The sequence below is a fragment of the Herbihabitans rhizosphaerae genome, from assembly GCF_004216555.1.
GTDB lineage: Bacteria > Actinomycetota > Actinomycetes > Mycobacteriales > Pseudonocardiaceae > Herbihabitans > Herbihabitans rhizosphaerae.
On record NZ_SGWQ01000003.1, the window covers coordinates 63443 to 84287 of the forward strand.

Genomic DNA, 20845 nt, shown 5'->3' on the forward strand with positions numbered 1-20845 from the left:
CTCGAAGGTGAGCGCACGTGTCGGCAGAGAGGGATCGGCGGAGCCCATGAGCACGAGTGTCGAAGGCGGCACCGGGAACGGCGCCAATCCGGGGCCCAACGGGCACCGCACCGAGGTGACCAAGCTCGACCGGGTGGTGATCAGGTTCGCCGGCGACTCCGGTGACGGTATGCAGCTCACCGGTGACCGGTTCACCTCCGAGGCCGCCGCGTTCGGCAACGACCTCGCGACCCTGCCGAACTTCCCCGCCGAGATCCGCGCGCCACAGGGCACGCTGCCCGGCGTCTCCTCCTTCCAGCTGCACTTCGCCGACTACGACATCCTCACGCCGGGCGACCGGCCGGACGTGCTGGTCGCGATGAACCCGGCCGCGCTCAAGGCGAACGTCAAGGACCTCCCGCGCGGCGGCACGCTGATCGTCAACACCGACGAGTTCACCAAGCGGAACCTCACCAAGGTCGGCTACGAGTCGAACCCGCTGGAGAGCCACGAGCTCGAGGACTACCTGGTGCACGAGGTCGCGATGGCGACCCTGACCCAGGGCGCGCTCGCCGACACCGGCCTCGGCAAGAAGGACGCCGAGCGCTGCAAGAACATGTTCGCGCTGGGCCTGCTGTCCTGGATGTACCACCGCCCGACCGAGGGCACCGAGCGGTTCCTGCGCGAGAAGTTCGCCAAGAAACCTGACTTGGCCGAGGCGAATATTTTGGCGTTCAGGGCCGGCTGGAACTACGGCGAGACCACCGAGGCGTTCGCCTCCACGTTCCAGGTCGCGCCCGCCAAACTGCCCAGGGGCACCTACCGGCAGATCACCGGCAACACCGCGCTCGCCTACGGGCTGATCGCCGCGTCGCAGCAGGCCAAGCTGCCGATGCTGCTCGGCACGTACCCGATCACGCCAGCCTCGGACATCCTGCACGAGCTGTCCAAGCACAAGAACTTCGGCATCACGACGTTCCAGGCCGAGGACGAGATCGCCGGAATCGCGGCGGCGCTGGGCGCCTCCTACGGCGGCAGGCTGGGCGTGACTTCCACCTCCGGCCCCGGTGTCGCGCTCAAATCGGAGACGATCGGCCTCGCGGTGATGACCGAGCTGCCGCTGGTGATCATCGACGTGCAGCGCGGCGGCCCGTCGACCGGACTGCCGACCAAGACCGAGCAGGCCGACCTGCTGCAGGCGATGTACGGCCGCAACGGCGAGTCGCCGGTGCCGATCGTGGCGCCGCGGTCGCCGGCCGACTGCTTCGACGCCGCGGTCGAGGCGGTGCGCATCGCGCTCAAGTACCGCACGCCGGTGATGCTGCTGTCCGACGGCGCGATCGCCAACGGCTCGGAGCCGTGGCTGATCCCGGACGTCGAGGAGCTGCCGGACCTGACGGTGAAGTTCGCGTCCGCGCCGAACGCGATGGACGGGTCGGACGAGTTCTGGCCGTACGTGCGCGACACCGAGACGCTCGCCCGCGAGTGGGCCATCCCCGGCACGCCCGGCCTGCAGCACCGCATCGGCGGGCTGGAGAAGGCCGACGGCGCCGGCAACATCTCCTACGACCCGGACAACCACGACCGCATGGTCCGCCTGCGACAGTCCAAAGTGGACGGTGTCGACGTCGCGCGGCTGGCCGTGGACGACCCGAGCGGCGAGGCGCGGGTACTGGCGCTGGGCTGGGGCTCCAGCTACGGGCCGATCGGCGCCGCGTGCCGTCGGGTGCGCAAGTCCGGCATGAAGATCGCCCAGGCGCACCTGCGGCACCTGAACCCGTTCCCGGCCAACCTCGGCGACGTGCTGCGCGCCTACGACACCGTGGTCGTCCCCGAGATGAACCTCGGCCAACTCTCCCTGCTGCTGCGCGGCCGGTACCTGGTGGACGTGCGCAGCTACACCAAGGTGGCCGGGCTGCCGTTCAAGGCCGAGGAGTTGGCCGACGTGTTCACCAACGTCATCAACGACAGCGAAGGCACCGACAGCGCGAACGAGCACCAGCTCGCGGCGACGGAGGCACACGAATGACCGCGATCGACCTAGGACTACCGCAGTTGGGTGGACTGGACGGCGTCCCGACCACCGACGAGCCGCAGAAGGCCAAGGAGTACAAGTCCGACCAGGAAGTGCGCTGGTGCCCCGGCTGCGGCGACTACGTGGTGCTCAACGCCGTGCAGTCGTTCCTGCCCTCGCTCGGCCTCAAGCGCGAGAACATCGTGTTCGTGTCGGGTATCGGCTGCTCGTCGCGCTTCCCGTACTACATGAACACCTACGGCGTGCACTCGATCCACGGGCGCGCGCCGGCGATCGCGACCGGCCTCGCGGTGACCCGCCCGGACCTGTCGGTGTGGGTGGTCACCGGTGACGGCGACGCGCTCTCGATCGGCGGCAACCACCTGATCCACACGTTGCGGCGCAACGTGAATCTCAAGATCCTGCTGTTCAACAACCGGATCTACGGGCTGACCAAGGGCCAGTACTCGCCGACCTCCGAGGAAGGCAAGGTCACCAAGTCCACACCGATGGGCTCGCTGGACCACCCGTTCAACCCGGTCTCGCTGGCGCTGGGCGCGGAAGGCACGTTCGTCGCCCGCGCGCTGGACTCCGACCGCAAGGGCCTCACCGAGGTGCTGCGCCAGGCCGCCGAGCACCGCGGCTCCGCGCTCGTCGAGATCTACCAGAACTGCCCGATCTTCAACGACGGCGCGTTCGACGTGCTCAAGGAGCAGGGCGAGGCCGAGCGGCGGCTGATCCCGCTCGAGCACGGCAAGCCGATCCGGTTCGGCGCCGAGGGTGAGTTCGGCGTGGTGCGCTCGGGCTTCGGTTCGCTCGAGGTGGCCAAGGTCGCCGACGTCGGTGAGGACGCTCTGGTCACGCACGACGCGCACACCGACGACCCGTCCTACGCGTTCGCGCTGTCCCGGTTGTCCACGCAGGACCTGAGCCACACGGTCACCGGGGTCTTCCGCTCGGTGCGGCGGGCCACTTACGATGACACCGCGCGCGCCCAGGTTCAGCAGGCGCAGGACGCCAAGCCGGCCGATCTCGGCAAGCTGCTTCACGGCAGGGAGACCTGGACGGTCGCCTGAAAACTTCCAACGAAAGTCGCCCCGACATCGTGCTAATTTGACGGCTGCGCACGAGCTGTCCGGGAGGCTTCCATGGAGGAAATCAGCCGCCGCAGAGTGCTCCGGTCGACCGCCGCCGTCGCCGCCGTGACACCGCTGCTTGCCGTGCCCGCCGCCGCCACGGCGAGCGAGCCCAGAAAGCCCGGAAGCTCCGAGAGCGAGTCCACCACCTCGCGCGAGAACCGCGACTGGACGCAAGAGGAACTCAAGGACCGGGCCAGGGTGCTCGAGGTCGGGTTCACCGAGGACGAGGCGGACGCCTGGCTGCTGGTGAACCGGGCCGCCGCGAAGGTGCTGTCGCTGCCCGAGTTGCACCCGTCCGACCGGGCCGACTGGGCCGACGCGATCCACACGCTGCAGAACCGGCTGATGCTGCGCCCGACCTACAAGAAGTACCGGGAACTCGGGCCCAGATAGCGCGTCAGGGTGTGCCGGGGATGAACGCGATCGTCGCGGTCCTCCCGGCTACCGACAGCAGCACGATGTGCAGCTTGGTGACCTCGCGGTAGCTGATCTTCGAGCTGGCGCCCGGCCCGATCCCGCCGCCCACGGTGCCCATGCCGTCGAAGAACATCGTGTACTCGATCCCGCCAGGGCTGATGGACTTCACGGTGAAGTTCGGGACGCCGTACAGGTTCTTGTCCAGCGGGATCGCGGCCGGCCGGGACAGCGTGATCGTGCAGTAGCCGTCGACGCAGTCGCGCACGTTCCTGGTCGGCGGCTGCTCGGGTGGACGCGGCGGCGGCGCGTCCGGCGTGCTCGTCGGCACCGTCTCCGAGGTGGTCGTCGTGGTCGTCGTCGTGGTGGCGACCGGAGGCGGCGGTGGCACGGTCGTGGTGGTGACCGTGCCGGGAGCGCCCGGCGGCGGTTGGGCGGCCGGCTCCTCCTCCCCACCGCATCCGGCGAGCAGCAGCGGGACGACCAGGACGAGGAGCTTCACGCGGCGCACGAGGGTTGTCTACCCGAGCCCCGCCGGGAGTGGTCCCGGCGGGGGGCGGGTAGAGCCTCAGCGAACCGACTTCCAGGCGCGGAAGCCGGCCTTCTCCGCCTCGGACGCCGACTTGAACCAGACCTCGGCGGTCGTCACGTTGTAGAACGGCGATTCCTTGGTGTGGAACAACTTCGAGTCGTCGTTGCCCTTCACCACGTAGTCCTCCGACGGCGCCGAGCCGTCCGCGGTCGGCATGGCCGAGCCCGGGTACGGACCCGCCTTCACCGCCGGTTTCGCGGCCGGTGCGGTCGTGCGCCGCTTGTTCCACGCGGTGAAGCCGGCCTTCTCCGCGTCGTCCGCGGTCTTGAACCAGACCTCGGCGACCGTCCTCGTGTAGTACGGGGAATCGGTGGTGTGGAACAGCATCGAGTCCTCGTTGCCCTTGACGGCGAACTCGCCGGTGGGCGCCGACCCGTCCTTGAGCGGCTTGGCCGAGTTGGCGTAGGCACCGGGCTCGTAGCTCGGCTTGGCCGCCTCGGCCGTGGAGCCGTTGGCGCCCTTGCGGGTCCAGGCCGTGAAGCCGGCCTTCTCCGCGTCGGCCGCCGTCTTGAACCACACCTCGGCCTTCGTGCGGCCGTAGTACGGCGAGTCCGTGGTGTGGAACATCATCGAGTCGGCGTTGCCCTTGACCGTGTACTCCTTGGACGGCGCCGCGCCGTCCGCCAGCGGCTCCGCCGAACCGGGACCGTACGGCTGCTTCACCGCGGTGGTGCCGGATCCGCTCGACGAGGTGCTGTCCTTGACACCACCCGCGACCGCGGCACCACCGGCGACACCGGCCGCGCCGGCCGCCGCGGTGGTCGCGCCCGACCCGCCGGTGGAGCCGGAACCGGACTCGGACGCGCTCGAGGTACTGGACGCCGCGGCGGTGGAGCCGTTGCCGCCCTTGCGGTTCCACGCCGTGAAGCCGGCCTTCTCCGCGTCGGCCGCCGTCTTGAACCACACCTCGGCCTTCGTGCGGCCGTAGTACGGCGAGTCCGTGGTGTGGAACATCATCGAGTCGGCGTTGCCCTTGACCGTGTACTCCTTGGACGGCGCCGCGCCGTCCGCCAGCGGCTCGGCCGAACCGGGACCGTACGGCTGCTTCCCTTGTGCCGCACCGATTCCCGCCGATTCCTTGGTGCCTGCCGAGCCCTTGGCGCCGCCGGCCACCGCACCACCGGCGAGCCCGGCCGCACCGCCGACACCGGCCGCCGTGGCGGCACTGGAACCTGAGTCTGACTCCTTCGCGTGCGCACCGGCCGGCGCGTCGTCCTTGAGCGCGTGCGCGCCGGTGGGCGGGCCGGTGACCTTGTCGTCGGTCCCCTTGTCACCGAAGTCCCACGCCTTGGCACCACCGCTCTCGGTGCCGCTCGCCGCCCCGCCCGACCCAGCGGCCGAGCCGGCCGCCGGACGCAGCGCCGTGGTGCGCTCGTCCGAAGTGGACGGTGAGTCGAGCTTGCCGGACGTGCTGCTGGACGCGGCGTTGGACGCCGGCGTGGACACTGCTGATGCCGTGGATGCCTTGTCCGCCTTGGCATCCGTGGACTTGCCGTCCTTGTCCTTGCCCTCCTTGCCGGTCAGCGCCGCCGTGATGCCACCGGCGGCGGCACCTCCGGCCGCACCCGCGACCGCGCTCTTCGCGGTCGAGCTGTCGGTGTCGTCCTTCGCACCGGCGTCCGCACCGGCCTTGGAGGACTCGCCCTCCTTGGCGTGCTGACCGATCACCGGGATCGGGCCGGTCTTCGGCTCGGAGTCATCGGGCCGAAGCGCGGTGGTGCGCTCGTCGTTGTCCACCGTGCTCAACGCCGAGTCGCGGGCGTCACCGCGACCGACCGGCCGCATGGCCTGGGTGCGCTCGGCGCCGCTCTCGTCGTCCAGCGCGCCCTTGTCCGCCTTCACACCCGCGTCGGACGCGGCGGCGTCGGAGTCCAGCGCGGACTCCTTGTCCCGCTTGCCATCCTTGTCCCGGCCGATCAGGCCGGCGGCCCCACCGGCCGCCCCACCGGCCGCGGCACCGACGGCCGCACCGGTCCCGACGCCCTTGGCGCGGTCGGTGTCCCGGTCCCGGTCCCGGCCCGCCGCGCGCTCACGGTCCACAGTGGACCGTTCGGCCGACGCGGCGCGCTCATCGCTCGCCGATGCCTTGCGGCGACCCCAGATGAGCCAGCCGATCAAGATTCCCAGCACGAACGCGATGAGGCACCACAGCCACACCTGTCCAAAAAGCCAACCCATTGTGCTGCCTCCTATGCGACGACGATCTCAACTCGACGGTTGGCCGCCGGGTTGTTCGATTCGACTGGTTTGGTGTCCCCGAATCCACGCGCGGTGATCCGGTCGGCGCCGATACCGGCCTGAACCAGTTGGGCCTGGACGGTCTGCGCGCGCTGATCGCTCAGCGCCTGCGGGTCGATGTCGTTGCCGGGCGTCCGCGCGACGTGACCCTGCACCTCGACCTTGGCGTCCTGCGCGCCGCCGCGGAGCAGGTCCGCGACCCGGTTGACGGTCTGCGTACCCGCGGGGGTGAGCTGCGGCGAGTTCGGCTGGAACGCGATCGGCGCACCGGCCAGCAGCGCGTTGATCTGTTGCTGCAACGCGTTCTTGCCGGTGCCGCCACCGCCGGCGACGGTCAACTGGTTGTCCACCTTGACGCCCGGCACGGCCTGCTCGACCTGCTGCCGCATGCCCGCCTTCTCCTGCTCGGACGCGGCGGTACCGGTCAGCGTGACACCGTTGGGCAGGGGTGCGCCCGGGGTGACCGTGAGCTGGTCGACGACCTGCTTGCCGGCGGCCCGATCGGTGACGCCCTTGACGATCAGGCCCTTCGTCGCCTCGTCTCCAACCGTGCCCGTCAGCGTGATCGTGTTGCCGGATATGTTGGCCTGCAACGGTTTCGCCTCGGGCGCTGGTGGCGACGGCAGCGCGGGCGGCGTGCCGGCCGTCCCGGAGAACCTCGCGTCGCCCACGCCGTGGATGCCCTCCACCGCGGACTTGGCGCTGGCCTCGGAGGCCTGGTCCGACGGGACGCCCTCGATGGTCGCGTCCACGCCGTTGAAGTCGACCTTGGCGCCGGGGAAACCCTTGTCGGCGAGGGCCTGCTGCGCCATCGGCGCCAGCGTGTCCTCGATTCCCTTGTGTTCCACCCAGGTCGCGACGCCCGCGACGATCGCGGGCACGGCCAAGATCGCCAGCAGCAGCGGGAGCCACGAACTTCGTCTGGTGTTGTCGGGCATGTTCGCTCCGAGTACGACGACGGTGGGTCACCCGGTCAGGTGACCTCAACGCATGCCTGTGGCCCACAGCCACTCAAGGCATACAGGGGAGTATTAGCACCGGTTCAGACCACTCGCCACCGGAAGCGATTGCCCCGAACGGACCCACCGGTGAACGGCGGGCGACACTCGGAGAACACGATCTTGATCTTCGCTGGTAGTACGTTCGCGGACTGTCCCAGAAGGACGGTCACTACACGATGAGACGAATTCGCCCGCGCTACCGACAGTAGAGGGTCGACTCTCCCAAGTGGACGGTCCACATGGGACGCGGGGCGCTCACGACAGCGGGCGGAACCCGACCTTCTCGGCGTCGTCGACCGACCGGAACCACACCTCGGCGACCGTGCGGCCGAAGTCCGGCGATTCCGGTGTGCAGTAGCGCAGCGCCGTCACGCTGGCTTTGATGGTGAACTCGGAGGACGGCGAGGCGCCCCCGGCCAGCGGCATCGCCGAGCCGGGGCCGAACGGGCCGGGCGGCACAAAAGTCGTGGTCTGGCCGCCGGCCCGCCCGGCGGCCGGGGACCGGTGCACCTCACGCGACTCGCGCGGCGGGTGCGGCTCGAGGTCCTTGGCCGGGATCATCGGCTCGAACAGCGACCGGGTCGGCTCCGACGCGCTCGCCTCGCCGGAGACGTCGCGCTGACGCGGCGGCGCCGCCGGCTGCGGACGACTGGGGCTGGCGCTCTGCTTGATCCGCTGCGCGAGCGCGGACGCGCCCGGCCTGCGCACCGGCAGCGGCGCGGCCTGGGTGCGCTCCGGCTCGTCGAGCGGGCGATTCAGGTGCTCGATCGGCTGCTGGTCCGGCGCGGGCATCACGGTGGCGTGGTCGACGGCCTGCGTGTTCTCCTCGACCGTCCGGTTGGGCTCGAAGATCGACCGGGTCGGCTCGGCCGCCTCCGACACCGTCTGGGGCACCGCCTGGGTCTGCTCGACCGGCTCCGCCTCGACGGTCTGCTCGGCGGCCTGCCGCTCCTGTTCGAGTGCGGCCGGATCGACGGTGGTCGTGCGCTCCGGGTCGACGGTCTCGGTCAGCTCGCCGGACGGCGATTCTCCTTGTGCCGCAACGAACTGCGTGCTTTCAGCGGAGGTGTCGAGGTAGTCGGTGGCACTCTCGGGCGGCACGCCGCCCGGGCTCAGCGCCGCGGAGATCGCGCCCGGTTCGGCCGCCTCCTCGGAGGCCTGTTCCCCCGGTGCCGGCGCCTCGTCGATCTCGCGGATCAGCTCGGCCGACACGGGCGTGGTGCGCTGGGTGAACACCGTGCCGCCCTCGTCGACCTCCTCGGACTCGTCGACGTCCTCGACCAGGTTCTCGTCCCGCACCTCGGCCGCAACCGGCTCATCGGCCGGCTCCGACGTGCCGGGCTCGCCGACCTCGGCGAACCAGTCGCGACCGCCAGCCGGCTCCTCGACCTCGGCCGGCGCCAGCAGGTCCGACTCCTGGAACCGCGACGACGATTGGGGCATCCCGCCGGTGACGAACGGACGGCCGGCGATCTGGGTGGCCGGACCGTCGGCCAGCTCGGTGTCCGGCCCGACCTCGGGCGGCTCCGGCGGCGCGTACGACGTGTCCAGCGAACCGCTCAGCGCACCGCCGCCCGCCTCACCGGACGGCCCGGACGACGTCGACAGGCTCAACTGCCCCCGCTGCGCGGCCTGGTCGTCGTGCTCCTGGATCGGGTACTCGGTGTACTCCGTGCGCGCGGCGGCCGGGTCGTGCTGGTCCGCGTCCCCGAGCACCGAGCCGGCGATCGCGCCGCCGGCCAGACCCGCCGCTCCCGCACCCGCGTACGGCAGGAACTGGGTGCCGGCATCTCCCGCCCGCTCCGGCTCGGAGCCGTAGCCGCCCAGCCGCGCCGGGTCGAAGTCCTCGTCCTCACGCGACGCCGACTCGATCGGGTATTCCTCGGCCCGCGCCAGTTCGGCCTGTTCGCGCTGCTCGCGCGCCCTGCGCCTGGCCGCGGCGCGGTCGCGCTCCAGCTCCGCGACCCGCTTGCGAGCCGGACGGGCGATCAACACCCAGGTCAGCAGAGCACCGACCACGAACGAGGTCAGGCTCCACAGCCATACCTGTGTGAAGATCGGCATGGGTCAGACTCCCTCCGGGGCGCTGCGCTTCGAGCAGCCTAGTGGGAGCACGTTACTTCGGATGGGTGAGCATCGCGCCGCCCGATCCGGTCAACGACGCGGTCACCGGCTTCGGGCCACCACGTAGTCGGCGAGCGACTCCAGCGCGTCGCGTGCGGCACAGGTCGGCAGGTCGGACACGGCAGCGCGAGCCCGCTCGGCGTACTCACCGAGAGTAGCCATCGCACGGTCCAGACCGGGTGACGAACGCAGCAGGTGCAACGCTTCGTGCACCTCGTCGTCGTCGGTGATCGGACCGGACAGCAGCTGCGACAGCCGGGCGTCCGCGTTCTCCGCGAGCGCGTACAACATCGGCAGCGTCTTGACGCCCTCGCGCAGATCGGTGCCCGGCGTCTTGCCCGACTCGTCGGCAGGCGACGCGATGTCGATGATGTCGTCGGAGATCTGGAACGCGGTGCCGATGATCTCCCCGTAGGCGTACAGCGCGTCGATCTGGCCGCGCGGCGCGCCGGAGAACATCCCGCCGTACCGGCCGGCGGTGGCGATCAGCGACCCGGTTTTCTGCGCGATCACCGTGAGGTAGTGGTCCACCCGGTCCTCGCCGTCGGACGGGCCGACGGTCTCGCGCATCTGCCCGGTGACGAGCTGGCCGAAGGTCTCCGCGATCATCCGCGCGGCGTCGGTGCCCAGATCGGCGCACAACCGGGAGGCGTGCGCGAACAGGAAGTCACCGGTGAGGATCGCGACGCTGTTGTCCCAGCGGGCGTTCACGCTCGCCTCGCCGCGCCGCATCGTGGCTTCGTCCATCACGTCGTCGTGGTACAGCGTGGCCAGGTGCACCAGCTCCACCACCGCGGCCGAGACGATCACGTCGTCGGTGTTGCCGTCGTTGAACTGCGCGGCGAGCAGGGTGAACAGCGGCCGGAACCGCTTGCCGCCCGCGTTCACCAGGTGCAGTGCCGCGTCGTGCACCACGGAGACGTCGCTGTGCACGACCTCCCGCAGCAGTGTCTCGACCCGGCCGAGGCCGTCGACCACGGTGTCCAGCAGTGCCGGATCGGCCCCGGCGAGGCCCAGCGATGCCCGCAGATCCGGCACGGCGTACTCCGCCGCCGCTGCGGCGCTGTTGTTGGCTGTCACGTCGCGGCTCCCCCGCTGGCCGGTGTCAGGAACCCCAGCGTAACCGGGCAAACCTGAGTGAGCGGGGGCACGTGACGGTGTTAACCCTGGTGTCAGCCCTGGTTGCGGGCCTTGCGGAAGGCGGCCAGGAACATGTGCGGGTTGCCGCCGTCCAGGTCGGGCGGGTGCACGGCCTCGGCGACCAGTCCGGCCAGCACGTCCCGGTCGGCGTTGGTGATCGCCGGATTGCGGCGCAACTCGGCGTCCACGAGCGCCCTGGTCAGCTCGTCGCGGCGGGTCGCGCTGATGCCCGGCGGCTCCTTGCGCTCGGCGTACACCAGCTCGAACCCGGCGCGCTCGAACATGGCGATCTTGTCCGACAGCCGGGCCGGGGTGAAGTACGGCGACACCGTCGCGCGCAGTTGCTCGGAGACCGCGTCCGGGTCGCCGTAGTCGAACAGGAACTCGATCACCAGCCCGTCGTCGACCAGCACTCGGTGCAGTTCGTGCAGCAGCGCCTGCGGGTCGGCGTGGATCTCCAGCGTGGCGGTGAGCAGCGCGGCCTCGACGCTGCCCGCCTCGCGCTCGGTGTTCTGCGGGTCCTCGACGGAGAAGTTGGCCGTGCTGCTGGTCAACTCGGCCATCCTGCGCGCGGCGCCGATCACCGCCGGCTGCACGTCGATGCCCACGGTGAACGGGAAGTACTGGGCGGCGATCAGCGAGGAGTGCCCGTCGCGGCACCCGACGTCGAGCAGCATGCCGTCCTGGGAGGCGCCCAGTTCGAGCAGCAACTGGCACGCCTCGATCACCGCGGACCGCCCGCCCGGCGCCGGAATCGGCACGCCGAAGTAGCTGGCCCTGCGCACCGGCGACATCGCGTCGATCTCGATCAGCGGCAGCCGGTCGATCGGCGCCGACCAGGTCTCGGCGAACACCAGCACCTGGTCGACCGTCGGCGGCATGCCGGCCTTGGCGTCGCGCCGGGGCGCCGACTTGGCCAGCGGGCCGGCGGTGTCCAGCACGGCGACGGCCGGGTGGCGGCGGTCGGCGTCCGGCTCGGCCAGCGCCTCGGGCTCGTCGGTGGCCGAGTCGTGCCGCTCCCAGTGCCGCAGCACCAGCCCGCCCTGCTCGTAGTCGCGCAGCCGGCCGGCCGCCGCGCGCGGCTCGGGTCGGGGCGCGATGTCGTACTGGTACACCAAGTCCACGAACAGACCGTCGCGCCCGGAGATCACCTTCGCCACGGACGAGTAGACCCCGTCGGGTGACACGCTTCCGCCGCGGACGATCAGGTCCGCCCCCGTGTCGGGCAGGGCGTCCAGCGCGGAGAGTCCGGCGAAGTCGACCCCCTCGAAGTCGGCGTACCGCAGGCCCGCCGCCTCGATCAGTTCGGGATCGACGTCGACGCCGGTGGTGTACCTGGAGCCGAAGTTCTCGTGCAGCCACACGGTCAACCAGCCGGTGCCGCAACCGAGATCGATCACGCGCGGGGTCACGTCGAGGTAGTCCAGCACCACCTCACGCATCCGCTCGAGGGTGGCGCGTCCGCCCGGCGGCAACCGCCGGTCCTCCGCGCGCACGGGGCCGGGTGAACACATGGGCACCTCACAAATGACGCACTCCTCGGCGGAAAATCCGCCGCTGGCACTCGGTTAGACGGAGTCGGTGCTCCGCGATGCTGACGAAATCGCCGGTGAATGTGTGCCGTCCAGACGAAGCAGGGGGTGATAGGGGTTGTCGGTCCCCTGGCCCCAGAGCAGCGTTTGAGGCCACGGCACGACGCGGTTCGGGGAGGTAGGACATGAGCACGGCGCAAACCATCCGACCGGTGGCCGAGCCGTCCGAGGACGCGCTGCGGACCGTGCTCGCGGCCCTGGCCGGAACGCTCGAACCGGCGCCGCCGCCCATCGATTCCACCCTCGACGCGATCCGGAGTCCGTTGCTGCGCAGGGCTTTCCGGCTGTGCGGCTGCCGCGATCAGGCCGAGGATCTCGTGCAGTCGACGTTCGAGCGGTTGCTCAGCAGGCGGACCACGCTCACCGGGATCGGGCGGCTGGAGTCCTACGCGCAGCGGGTGCTGCACTCGATCTTCGTGGACGAGCGCAGGACGTCCGGCCGCGCCCGCGAAGTTCTGGTAGCAAACATTCCCGAACTATCCATTCCGGTACCGGACGATGACGGCGAGAGCACCGTGCTCCAGCGCCTGGCCGAACTGCCGACGCGCCAGAAGATCGCGCTGTGGCTGCGGTTCGGCCAGGACCTCTCGGTCGAGGAGACGGCCACCCGGATGGGCTGCACCGCGTCCAGCGTGACAAGTCAGACCTCGCGCGGACTGCGGGCTTTACGAACGGCCATCGCGGGTTGATCACTTGTGCCTAGGGTGGCGGTATGACCGACTCCGCTGTCGACCCGTCGGACGCCATCGAACTCGCCACGTCGCTGCGCGCGATGCTGGACGCCGCCACCGCGGCCCTGCCGAGCCGGGGTGACTCGCCGCTGGTCCGCGCGATCACCGACCACCTCGGCTGCCCGCTCAACCAGATCCCGAACGTCACCGCGAGATGGGCCGCGTGGGAGCACGCCAACCTGCATCGCGGCATCGAGGCGTACCTGGCCGAGTACTCGCCGGACGCGGCCTGGTTCGGCGTCGGCGGCTCCGGCCGCAGCCACTCCGACCTGATCGATCTGCTGACCTCGCAGGGCACGGTGGCCGACATCGGCCCGGTGGACTACGCGAGCGTGGCGGTCGGACCGGACACCAGCGTGGACGCCGTCCAGTTCGGCCTCGTCCAGGCGGTCGCACCGGGCGGCGAGCCGGTCGTCGTGGTGGTCCGCGGCTCGAATCCGTACCACGGCGACCAGTCCTGCACGCTGCAGGTGCTCGCGGTCGACCGGGCCGTGGCGACCACCGTCCGCGAGCGGGTCGAGGACCTGATGCGCGAGCGCGACGTGTTCCGCGGCCAGGTCCTCTCCTTCGGGTTCAGCGAGCATCGGGGCAACAAGCTGGTGTCCTTCCAGCCGCGCCCGTCGCTGACCGCCGACGACGTGGTGCTCCCGCCGGGCGTGCTGGACACGATCGAGCGGCACGTCGTGCTCGCCGAGGCACGGGCGGACACGCTGCGCGCCGCCGGCCAGCACCTCAAACGCGGCCTGCTGCTGCACGGCCCGCCGGGCACCGGCAAGACGCACACGATCCGCTACCTGGAGAGCCGCATGGCCGACACGACGGTCGTGCTGGTGGCCGGCAAGGCGCTCTCCATGATCGGCGAGGCCACGGCACTGGCGCGGCGGCTGCAGCCGTCGGTCGTGGTGGTCGAGGACGTCGACCTGATCGCGCAGGACCGCTCCTACGGCTCGATGGGTGCCAGCAATCCGTTGCTGTTCCAGTTGCTCAACGAGCTGGACGGGATCGGCGCGGACGCGAACGTGACCTTCGTGCTGACCACCAACCGGGTCGAGGTGCTCGAGCACGCGCTGACCGACCGGCCGGGACGAGTCGACCTCGCGGTGGAGATCCCCCGTCCGGACGCGGACTGCCGGGAGCAGCTGCTGCGGCGGTACACGCGGGACGTGACGCTGCGCGTGCCGGACGCCGGAGACATCGTGGCCGCCACCGACGGCGTGACCGCGTCGTTCATCCGGGAACTGGCGCGCAGGGCGGTGTTGCGCGCCGCCGACGAGGCGACCGACGGCGAGCTGGTGCTGGACGAGCCGACCGTGCGCGGCGCGTTGGACGACCTGCTCGACGAGCGCAACGCGTTGACGCGAACCGTTCTCGGCGGACGGGCCGCCGGGTAGCCTCTTCCGCGTTGATCACCGGGGAACTCCAGAGGAGACCATGGACGAGCCGCTGTTCGGGCGGTACCGCATCCACGAGTTGCTCGGGCGCGGCGGCATGGGCGAGGTCTACCGCGCGTTCGACACCGTGCACCAGCGCATGATCGCGTTGAAGCGGCTGCCGGCATCGGTGACCGACGCGGAGTTCCGTGCCCGGTTCACCCGCGAGGCGCGGATCGTGGCGAACCTGCGCCACCCGAATGTCGTGCCGGTCAACGACTTCGGCGAGATCGACGGTCAGTTGTACCTGGACATGCTGCTGGTCGACGGCAGTGATCTGGGCGACGAGATCACGGCGGGGCGGATCGATCCGGCGCGAATGGTCCGGATCCTGGCCCAGGTGGCGAGCGCGCTGGACGCGGCGCACGCGAACGGGCTGCTGCACCGGGACGTGAAGCCGTCCAACATGTTGATCGGCCCGAACGATCACGCCTACCTGGCCGACTTCGGCATCGCGCGGTCCACCTCGGCGGAGGCCACCGCGCTCACCGAGTCCGGCGTGCTGGTCGGTTCGCTGGACTACATCGCGCCGGAGCGGCTGTCCTCCGGTACCGCGATCGATCGGCGGTCCGACGTGTACTCGCTGGCCTGCGTGCTGTTCCAGTGCCTGACCGGGCGGCTGCCGCATCCTGCGTCCGAGCCGGCCGCCAAGATCACCGCGCACCTGTTCGAGCCGCCGCCGGTGCCGTCGCGGCTGATGCCGCACATCAGCCCGGCACTGGACGCGGTGGTCGCGCGCGGCATGGCGAAGAACCCGGCCGACCGGTACGCGAGCGCGTCGGAGTTGATCACCGCGGCGGACGCGGCCCTGCGCGGCGCCACCACCATCGCCTGGGCGGCGCCTCCACCGCGGCGGCAGGCTCGCCGTACCGGAATGGTCGTGGCCGCCGTGCTGACCACGCTGGCCGTCGCCGCCGTGTTGATCACTGGCTTGGCGGCTCCCGGCTGGATGCGCCCGGCCGATGACGACCCGCCCGCCCAGGCCGCACAGGCCAGCGCGCCGACGACGAGTGCCCTCCCGGCGCCGGCCCGAACGGGAATCCTGGCCGCCGCGGCGAACGGTCGGCTCCGGGTCGGAGTCCGCTTCGACATGCCGGGAATCGGGCAGCGCGATTCCGCCGGGGTACTCACCGGATTCGACATCGACATCGCCCGCTCGATCGCGCGGGCACTCGGCGTGGACACGAAGGCGATCGAATTCAAGTCGGTGACCGGCGCGTCCGCACAGCCCGCGTTGACCAACGGGCAGGTGGACTTCGTCGTCGCGTCCTACATCATCACCGAGGAGCGCAAGAAGGCGGTCGACTTCGTCGGCCCGTATCTCCTCGCCAACGCGGACCTGTTGGCCAGGACCGGCGACTCCTCGATCACCGGCGCGGAATCGTTGCGCGGCAAGAAGGTCTGCGTCCTGACCGGCTCGACGCTCGCGGCGACCTTCCCGCAGCGGGCGCCGGGCGCCGAGGTGGTGTCACTGCCGGGAATCGCGGAGTGCGTCGCCGCGCTGACGAGTGGACAGGTCGACGCGGTGGCCAACGACAACACCCTGCTCGCCGGCCAGGCCATGCTGAAACCCGGCCAGCTCCGACTGGTGAACAAGCCGTTCGGTGACAGCTATCGATTGGGCATCGCGGTCAACAAGAACGACCCGGACGGACGCCGAGCCGTCGCCGAGGCGCTGGAGAGGTTCGAGCAGTCCGGCGAGTGGCGGCAATCGCTGCGCAAGGCGTTCGGCGGCGTGCCGGGCTTCCCGATTCCGGACCAGCCGCCGGCGGTCACCGAACGCTAGCGTCGGGCTCACGCCCCACCGCGGCTCGCCGTGCGAAGGTGTCAACAATGATTAACGCGGTGCGCCGAAAACCATTACGCACCACGAATAGCTGCGCCAAACGCGTGATGAAGGCTGCCCACATGTTAACTACGAATCAGTAGTGTTACCGACGCGTGGCACGCTTTTCGCGTGCACCCCGGCGACCGTCCGCCGTCCGTTGTCACCGGAGCGGCAAGTCCTCAAGACTGTGCTCGTCCACAAGGCGATAAGAGGGCGAACCACTCATGACCGGGCGTCAAATCCTCTCCGGCCGTTCAGTGCGCGGAAAACTGACCCAGATTCTCGCGATTTCATTGGCGATCATTCTCGGCCTGATCGGCTACGCCATGGTCGGCGAGTTGAGCCGCTACCGTGCGGTGACCGAGGCCGTCGAGCCGGTGCCGCTCGCGTTGACCATCCAGGACTCGATTCACGAATTGCAACGCGAACGCGGAATGACCAACGGCTTGCTCGGCGGCGACACCCGATTCGCCGACACGATCGCCGACCAGCGGCACGCGACCGACGCCGCCCTCCGTGACCTGCGCGGCCACCTCGAACCGGACGAACACCGGGTGGCCGATGCCCTGCGCACGCTGGACGGGCTGGCATCGGTCCGCACGGGAACGGACACGAGAAGCGCGGGCCGGGCACAGACCTTCGACTTCTACACCACCGCGATCGTCGGCCTCACCCGCGTCGAGCTGACCGGCACCGGCGCCGACGACACCGCTCTGCGCGACGGGCTGGCCGCACTCCGGACGCTCGGCGACGTGAAGGAGACCGCGGCCCGCGAGCGCGGGTTTCTCAACGGTGTGTTCGCCGCCGGCCGCTTCACCGGCGACGACTACGTCAGGTTCAGTGAGATCCGGGCCGCGAAGCTCGCCGCGGCCGACGAGTTCGGCAGACACGCCACCGCCGAACAGAACGATCGGTTCACCGCCGTGCTCGGCTCGATCGCGGCGACGACCGCGGCGAGGTACGAGCACACCGCGCTGCTCGGCGCGGCCGGCCCCGTACCGGGGCGGGTCGACCCGCTGGAGTGGTGGTCGTCGATGACCAAGGTGATCGACGACCTGCGTGACGTGCAGCGCTCGATCGGCCAGGACATCGCCGGGCACGCCGACGCGCTGCACCGCGACGCCGTGATCGAGCTGCTGCTGGCCGCGCTGGCCGCCGTCGCCGTCGTCCTGGTGCTGATTCGCGTGGTGTACAAGGGAATCCGGTCGATCACCAGCCCGCTGGCCAGGCTCGCCCGCGACGCCGACACGGTGGCCGGCACCCACCTTCCCGAGGCCATCGCCGCCGTCCAGGACGGATCGCCGCCCGAGCCGCTGGAGCCGGTCGGCGTCAGCGTCGGCGACTCCTACACCGAGATCACCGTGCTCGCCGGCGCCATCGACCGGGTGCGAACCTCGGCGATGACGCTGGCGACCGAGCAAGCCGTGCTGCGCCACAACGCGCGCCAGTCACTGGCCAACCTGGGCCGCCGCAACCAGAGCCTGCTGCGCCGGCAGATCAGCGCGATCAGCGAGTTCGAGCGCACCGAGCTGGATCCGGACGCGCTCGGCCGGCTGTTCCTGCTCGACCACCTGGCCACCCGGATGCGGCGCAACTCGGAGAGCCTGCTGGTGTTGGTCGGCGAGACGGGCCCGCGTCGGCCGAGCGCGCCGGTGTCGATCGTGGACGCCGTCCGGGCGGCGGTGTCCGAGGTGGAGGACTACACCAGGGTGCGGCTGCGCGACGTCGACCCGGTGTTCGTCCCCGGCTCGATCGTGCCCGACGTCGCGCACCTGCTCGCCGAGCTGATCGAGAACGGCCTGACGTTCTCCCCGCCGGACCGCGAGGTCGAGGTGCGGGGCAGGCGCGTCGCGGACGGATACCTGCTGGTGATCGTCGACCATGGCATCGGGATGCCGGCGGAGGCGCTCGCCGAGGCGAACGCGAAGTTCCGCGGCGAGGACACCTTCCTCGTCGCGCCGACGCGGTTCCTCGGCCACCACGTGATCGGTGCGCTCGCCGCGAACCTGGGCGCGCGGGTCCGGCTGGTGGAGTCGCCGACGTCCGGGGTCAGCGCCCGCGTGCTGCTGCCGACGGCGCTGCTGGCCGAGCCTCGACCGGTGCCGCCGAGTCCGCCCGAGCACCACTCCCCGCGCCCGATCGAGCGCCCGGTCGAGCGTCCGGCACAGCGCCCGTCGAAGGCGATCGCCTCACTCGCCGACGGCGGCGAGCGCACCAGCAGCGGGCTGCCCAAGCGATCCCGCCGGCCCGTGCCCGCCAGGCAAGCGCCCACGGGCACCGACGCCGCCCGGCCCCCGGACGACGTGCGGGTGATGCTGTCGTCGTTCCGCGACGGCCACCGGCGCGGCAGTCGTACCCGGCCCGAACCGCACCCCGTCAGCCACACCGCGAGCGAAAAGGATCAGGCATGACCTCCGGCACGAACACCGACGCCGGCCCGGATACGTTCGGCTGGCTGCTGGCCAACTTCGTGCGCACCACGCACGGCGTGCGCGACGCGGTGGCGGTGTCCGCGGACGGCCTGCTGCTGGCGATGTCGCCGAGTCTGGACCGCGCGTCCGGCGATCACCTGGCCGCGGTGGTGGCCGGGCTGTGCAGCCTCAGCCGGGGCGCGTCGGACCGCTACGACCTCGGCGAACTCAAGCTGATGATGATCGAGCGGCGGCGCGGCCTCATGCTGGTGTCCTCGATACCGGGTGGCAGTTGCCTCGGCGTGATCGCCGACTCCGAGGCGGACGTCGGCACGATCGGCTACGAGATCGCCCTGCTCACCGAGCGGTTCGGCGCGGTGCTGACCCCCGCGTTGATCAGCGACCTCCGCGACCACCTGCCGCGATAGGCCCCTCAGTCGGACTTCTTCTCGTCGTCTACGGGCTTGTCCCTGTCCTGCGTGACACCGTCCGGCTTGTCCTCCGGCGGGTCGAAGCTGGCCGGCACCTTCTTCAGGTGCTTGGTCATCGACCGGGCCAGGAACACCACCGCGACGAAGAACAGGATCAGCACGACGAAGGCCACCGGCGAGGCCTTGCCGAAGTCGGCGCCCCGGCCGCCCGGGTCCTCCGGCTTCGGCGGCGGCTGCGCGACGTACGCGCCGGTGGCCGCCACCGGTGTGAGCCCGAACGTTTCCGTCACGCGGTCACCTTCTCCTCGATCCCCGCGAACAGATCGTCCTCCGGCAACGTGGTGTCCACAAGCGAGCGCGCCAGCTCGTACTCCTCGAACGGCCACACGTCCCGCTGCACCTCGAGCGGCACGGCGAACCAGCGGCTGTTGGGGTCGATCTGCGTGGCGTGCGCGAGCAGGGCGGCGTCCCGCGTCTCGAAGTACTCGGCGCACTCGATCTTCGTGGTGACTCGGTGCGACAGGTCGCCCTTGTCGGCGTCCCACTTCTCCAGCCACTCCCCGTACGGCGACTCCAGCCCGCGGGCCAGCAGCGCCTCGTGCATGGCGACCAGCCGGGACCGGGAGAACCCGTGCGAGTAGTACAGCTTCAGCGGCGTCCACGGTTCGCCCTGCTCGGGGTAGCGATCCGGGTCGCCGGCCGCGTCGAACGCGGCGACCGACACCTCGTGGCAGCGGATGTGGTCGGGGTGCGGGTAGCCGCCGTTCTCGTCGTAGGTGATCACGACGTGCGGCTTGAACTCGCGCATGGCCTTCACCAGTGGCGGAACCGACTCCTCCAGTGGCACCAGGGCGAAGCAGCCCTCGGGCAGCGGCGGCGTCGGGTCGCCCTCGGGCAGGCCGGAGTCGACGAACCCGAGCCAGCGGTGCTGGACACCGAGGATCTCCGCCGCCCTGGCCATCTCGGCGCGGCGGACGTCGGTCATGTTCTCCTTGACGTCCGGGCGCTCCATGGCCGGATTGAGGATGTCGCCGCGCTCGCCGCCCGTGCAGGTCACCACCATGACCTCGTGGCCGGCAGCGGTGTACTTGGCCATGGTGGCCGCGCCCTTGCTGGACTCGTCGTCCGGGTGCGCGTGCACCGCCATCAGCCGCAGCTTCTCGCCCATGCTTCCCCTACCGGTCCTTTCCTGCCGTGTGGCCCCCGCGTCACGCCGGTACCCAGTGCTCGCGGATACTCGAACGTCGACGGCGGGTTCCATTGTTCCCGCCGGGTACGACATCTCCGCGGGGAGGGCCGCCTTGACGAACACGATCGGCGGCATCCGGGTGCCGGAGGGCCGGTACGGTTCGCGCGATCGGCCCAGGTCGCGCCGGTGGAAGCTGGTCGCGTGGGTATCCGGGGCGCTCGTGGTGGGCGGCGTGGTCACGTTTCTCGGCTACACGAACCTGGGCACCGCGCCGATCGAGACGCAGCGGACCGGGTTCTCCTCGGTGGACCCGACCACGATGCGGCTGAACTTCGACGTGGTGCGCGACGAGCCGGGCAAGGCAGCGGTGTGCATCGTGCGGGTGCGCAGCGTGGACGGCGCCGAAACGGGCCGCAAAGAGGTGCTGATCCCACCAGGCGGGAGGTCCACCTCGGTCAGTACGGTGATCAAGGGGACCCGCGAACCGGTCACCGCGGACGTGTTCGGCTGCTCCTACCAGGTCCCCGGGTACCTGTCTACTGATCATCGGCCAACGGAGTGAACTCCGAGGTCCACACCTCTAAAACGGACA

The 20845-nt window shown here is 70.6% G+C and carries 17 protein-coding genes; 9 read left to right on the top strand and 8 right to left on the bottom strand.

The genetic code is table 11. The features are described from left to right. Window positions 1-46 precede the first annotated feature (46 nt). From EV193_RS09930 to EV193_RS09940, 3 genes are all read left to right on the top strand, one after another. Window positions 47-2008: a 2-oxoacid:acceptor oxidoreductase subunit alpha gene (locus EV193_RS09930; RefSeq protein WP_130343769.1), complete on the top strand. Its 1962-nt coding sequence runs from the start codon at window positions 47-49 to the stop codon at window positions 2006-2008. After that, window positions 2005-3069, top strand: a complete 1065-nt coding sequence (locus tag EV193_RS09935; protein WP_130343770.1) for a 2-oxoacid:ferredoxin oxidoreductase subunit beta — start codon at window positions 2005-2007, stop codon at window positions 3067-3069. The genes EV193_RS09930 and EV193_RS09935 overlap by 4 nt, the downstream gene beginning before the upstream one ends. Window positions 3070-3141: 72 nt before the next feature. Beyond that, window positions 3142-3525, top strand: a complete 384-nt coding sequence (locus EV193_RS09940) for a hypothetical protein (RefSeq protein WP_130343771.1) — start codon at window positions 3142-3144, stop codon at window positions 3523-3525. Window positions 3526-3529: 4 nt separating this feature from the next. Here the strand turns inward: EV193_RS09940 and EV193_RS09945 are convergent, their stop codons facing one another. From EV193_RS09945 to EV193_RS09970, 6 genes are all read right to left on the bottom strand, one after another. Continuing rightward, complete coding sequence (locus tag EV193_RS09945) at window positions 3530-4048, bottom strand: hypothetical protein (protein WP_130343772.1); 519 nt, start codon at window positions 4046-4048, stop codon at window positions 3530-3532. A 66-nt stretch (window positions 4049-4114) separates the two neighbouring features. Further along, window positions 4115-6316 carry a sunset domain-containing protein gene (locus EV193_RS09950; protein ID WP_130343773.1) on the bottom strand — a complete coding sequence of 734 codons (2202 nt, stop codon included), beginning with the start codon at window positions 6314-6316 and terminating at the stop codon, window positions 4115-4117. An 11-nt stretch (window positions 6317-6327) separates the two neighbouring features. Continuing rightward, the gene (locus EV193_RS09955) at window positions 6328-7314 is read right to left on the bottom strand and encodes an OmpA family protein (protein ID WP_130343774.1); all 987 of its coding nucleotides are present in this window, start codon (window positions 7312-7314) and stop codon (window positions 6328-6330) included. Between the two features lie 318 nt (window positions 7315-7632). Then, complete coding sequence (locus EV193_RS34015; RefSeq protein ID WP_242613263.1) at window positions 7633-9441, bottom strand: sunset domain-containing protein; 1809 nt, start codon at window positions 9439-9441, stop codon at window positions 7633-7635. Window positions 9442-9543: 102 nt separating this feature from the next. Beyond that, entirely contained in the window at window positions 9544-10581 is a 1038-nt protein-coding gene (locus EV193_RS09965) for a polyprenyl synthetase family protein (protein WP_242613264.1), read from the bottom strand. Between the two features lie 92 nt (window positions 10582-10673). Beyond that, complete coding sequence (locus tag EV193_RS09970) at window positions 10674-12155, bottom strand: class I SAM-dependent methyltransferase (RefSeq protein WP_130343775.1); 1482 nt, start codon at window positions 12153-12155, stop codon at window positions 10674-10676. Window positions 12156-12358: 203 nt separating this feature from the next. Between EV193_RS09970 and EV193_RS09975 the strand changes: the two genes are divergently transcribed. The 5 genes from EV193_RS09975 (at window position 12359) to EV193_RS09995 (ending at window position 19061) form a co-directional block, all read left to right on the top strand. After that, window positions 12359-12922, top strand: coding sequence for an RNA polymerase sigma factor (locus EV193_RS09975; RefSeq protein ID WP_130343776.1), 564 nt, complete (start codon window positions 12359-12361; stop codon window positions 12920-12922). A gap of 23 nt (window positions 12923-12945) precedes the next feature. Continuing rightward, window positions 12946-14355, top strand: a complete 1410-nt coding sequence (locus tag EV193_RS09980; protein ID WP_130343777.1) for an AAA family ATPase — start codon at window positions 12946-12948, stop codon at window positions 14353-14355. Window positions 14356-14395: 40 nt separating this feature from the next. Continuing rightward, a complete protein-coding gene (locus tag EV193_RS09985) occupies window positions 14396-16180 on the top strand; it encodes a bifunctional serine/threonine-protein kinase/glutamate ABC transporter substrate-binding protein (protein ID WP_130343778.1) in 1785 nt (594 codons plus the stop codon). Between the two features lie 266 nt (window positions 16181-16446). Beyond that, complete coding sequence (locus tag EV193_RS09990) at window positions 16447-18633, top strand: sensor histidine kinase (RefSeq protein WP_130343779.1); 2187 nt, start codon at window positions 16447-16449, stop codon at window positions 18631-18633. Further along, window positions 18630-19061 (top strand): roadblock/LC7 domain-containing protein, encoded by a 432-nt coding sequence (locus tag EV193_RS09995; protein ID WP_130343780.1) that lies wholly within the window; start codon window positions 18630-18632, stop codon window positions 19059-19061. Before EV193_RS09990 ends, EV193_RS09995 begins: the two co-directional genes overlap by 4 nt. Window positions 19062-19066: 5 nt before the next feature. Here the strand turns inward: EV193_RS09995 and EV193_RS10000 are convergent, their stop codons facing one another. Beyond that, entirely contained in the window at window positions 19067-19354 is a 288-nt protein-coding gene (locus tag EV193_RS10000) for a hypothetical protein (protein WP_423202154.1), read from the bottom strand. Then, a complete protein-coding gene (gene mca / locus EV193_RS10005; protein WP_130343781.1) occupies window positions 19351-20232 on the bottom strand; it encodes a mycothiol conjugate amidase Mca in 882 nt (293 codons plus the stop codon). Before mca ends, EV193_RS10000 begins: the two co-directional genes overlap by 4 nt. Before the next feature lie 133 nt (window positions 20233-20365). Here mca and EV193_RS10010 point away from each other — a divergent pair, with 133 nt between their 5' ends. Next, a complete protein-coding gene (locus EV193_RS10010; RefSeq protein WP_242613265.1) occupies window positions 20366-20815 on the top strand; it encodes a DUF4307 domain-containing protein in 450 nt (149 codons plus the stop codon). Window positions 20816-20845: the final 30 nt, after the last annotated feature.

Coding starts and splice junctions, on each gene's coding strand:
- EV193_RS09995 (WP_130343780.1), top strand. CDS start 18,630: ATGACCTCCGGCACGAACACCGACGCCGGCCCGGATACGTTCGGCTGG.
- EV193_RS09990 (WP_130343779.1), top strand. CDS start 16,447: ATGACCGGGCGTCAAATCCTCTCCGGCCGTTCAGTGCGCGGAAAACTG.
- EV193_RS09970 (WP_130343775.1), bottom strand. CDS start 12,155: ATGTGTTCACCCGGCCCCGTGCGCGCGGAGGACCGGCGGTTGCCGCCG.
- EV193_RS09940 (WP_130343771.1), top strand. CDS start 3,142: ATGGAGGAAATCAGCCGCCGCAGAGTGCTCCGGTCGACCGCCGCCGTC.
- EV193_RS09955 (WP_130343774.1), bottom strand. CDS start 7,314: ATGCCCGACAACACCAGACGAAGTTCGTGGCTCCCGCTGCTGCTGGCG.
- EV193_RS09950 (WP_130343773.1), bottom strand. CDS start 6,316: ATGGGTTGGCTTTTTGGACAGGTGTGGCTGTGGTGCCTCATCGCGTTC.
- EV193_RS09975 (WP_130343776.1), top strand. CDS start 12,359: ATGAGCACGGCGCAAACCATCCGACCGGTGGCCGAGCCGTCCGAGGAC.
- EV193_RS09985 (WP_130343778.1), top strand. CDS start 14,396: ATGGACGAGCCGCTGTTCGGGCGGTACCGCATCCACGAGTTGCTCGGG.
- EV193_RS09930 (WP_130343769.1), top strand. CDS start 47: ATGAGCACGAGTGTCGAAGGCGGCACCGGGAACGGCGCCAATCCGGGG.
- EV193_RS09935 (WP_130343770.1), top strand. CDS start 2,005: ATGACCGCGATCGACCTAGGACTACCGCAGTTGGGTGGACTGGACGGC.
- mca (WP_130343781.1), bottom strand. CDS start 20,232: ATGGGCGAGAAGCTGCGGCTGATGGCGGTGCACGCGCACCCGGACGAC.
- EV193_RS34015 (WP_242613263.1), bottom strand. CDS start 9,441: ATGCCGATCTTCACACAGGTATGGCTGTGGAGCCTGACCTCGTTCGTG.
- EV193_RS09980 (WP_130343777.1), top strand. CDS start 12,946: ATGACCGACTCCGCTGTCGACCCGTCGGACGCCATCGAACTCGCCACG.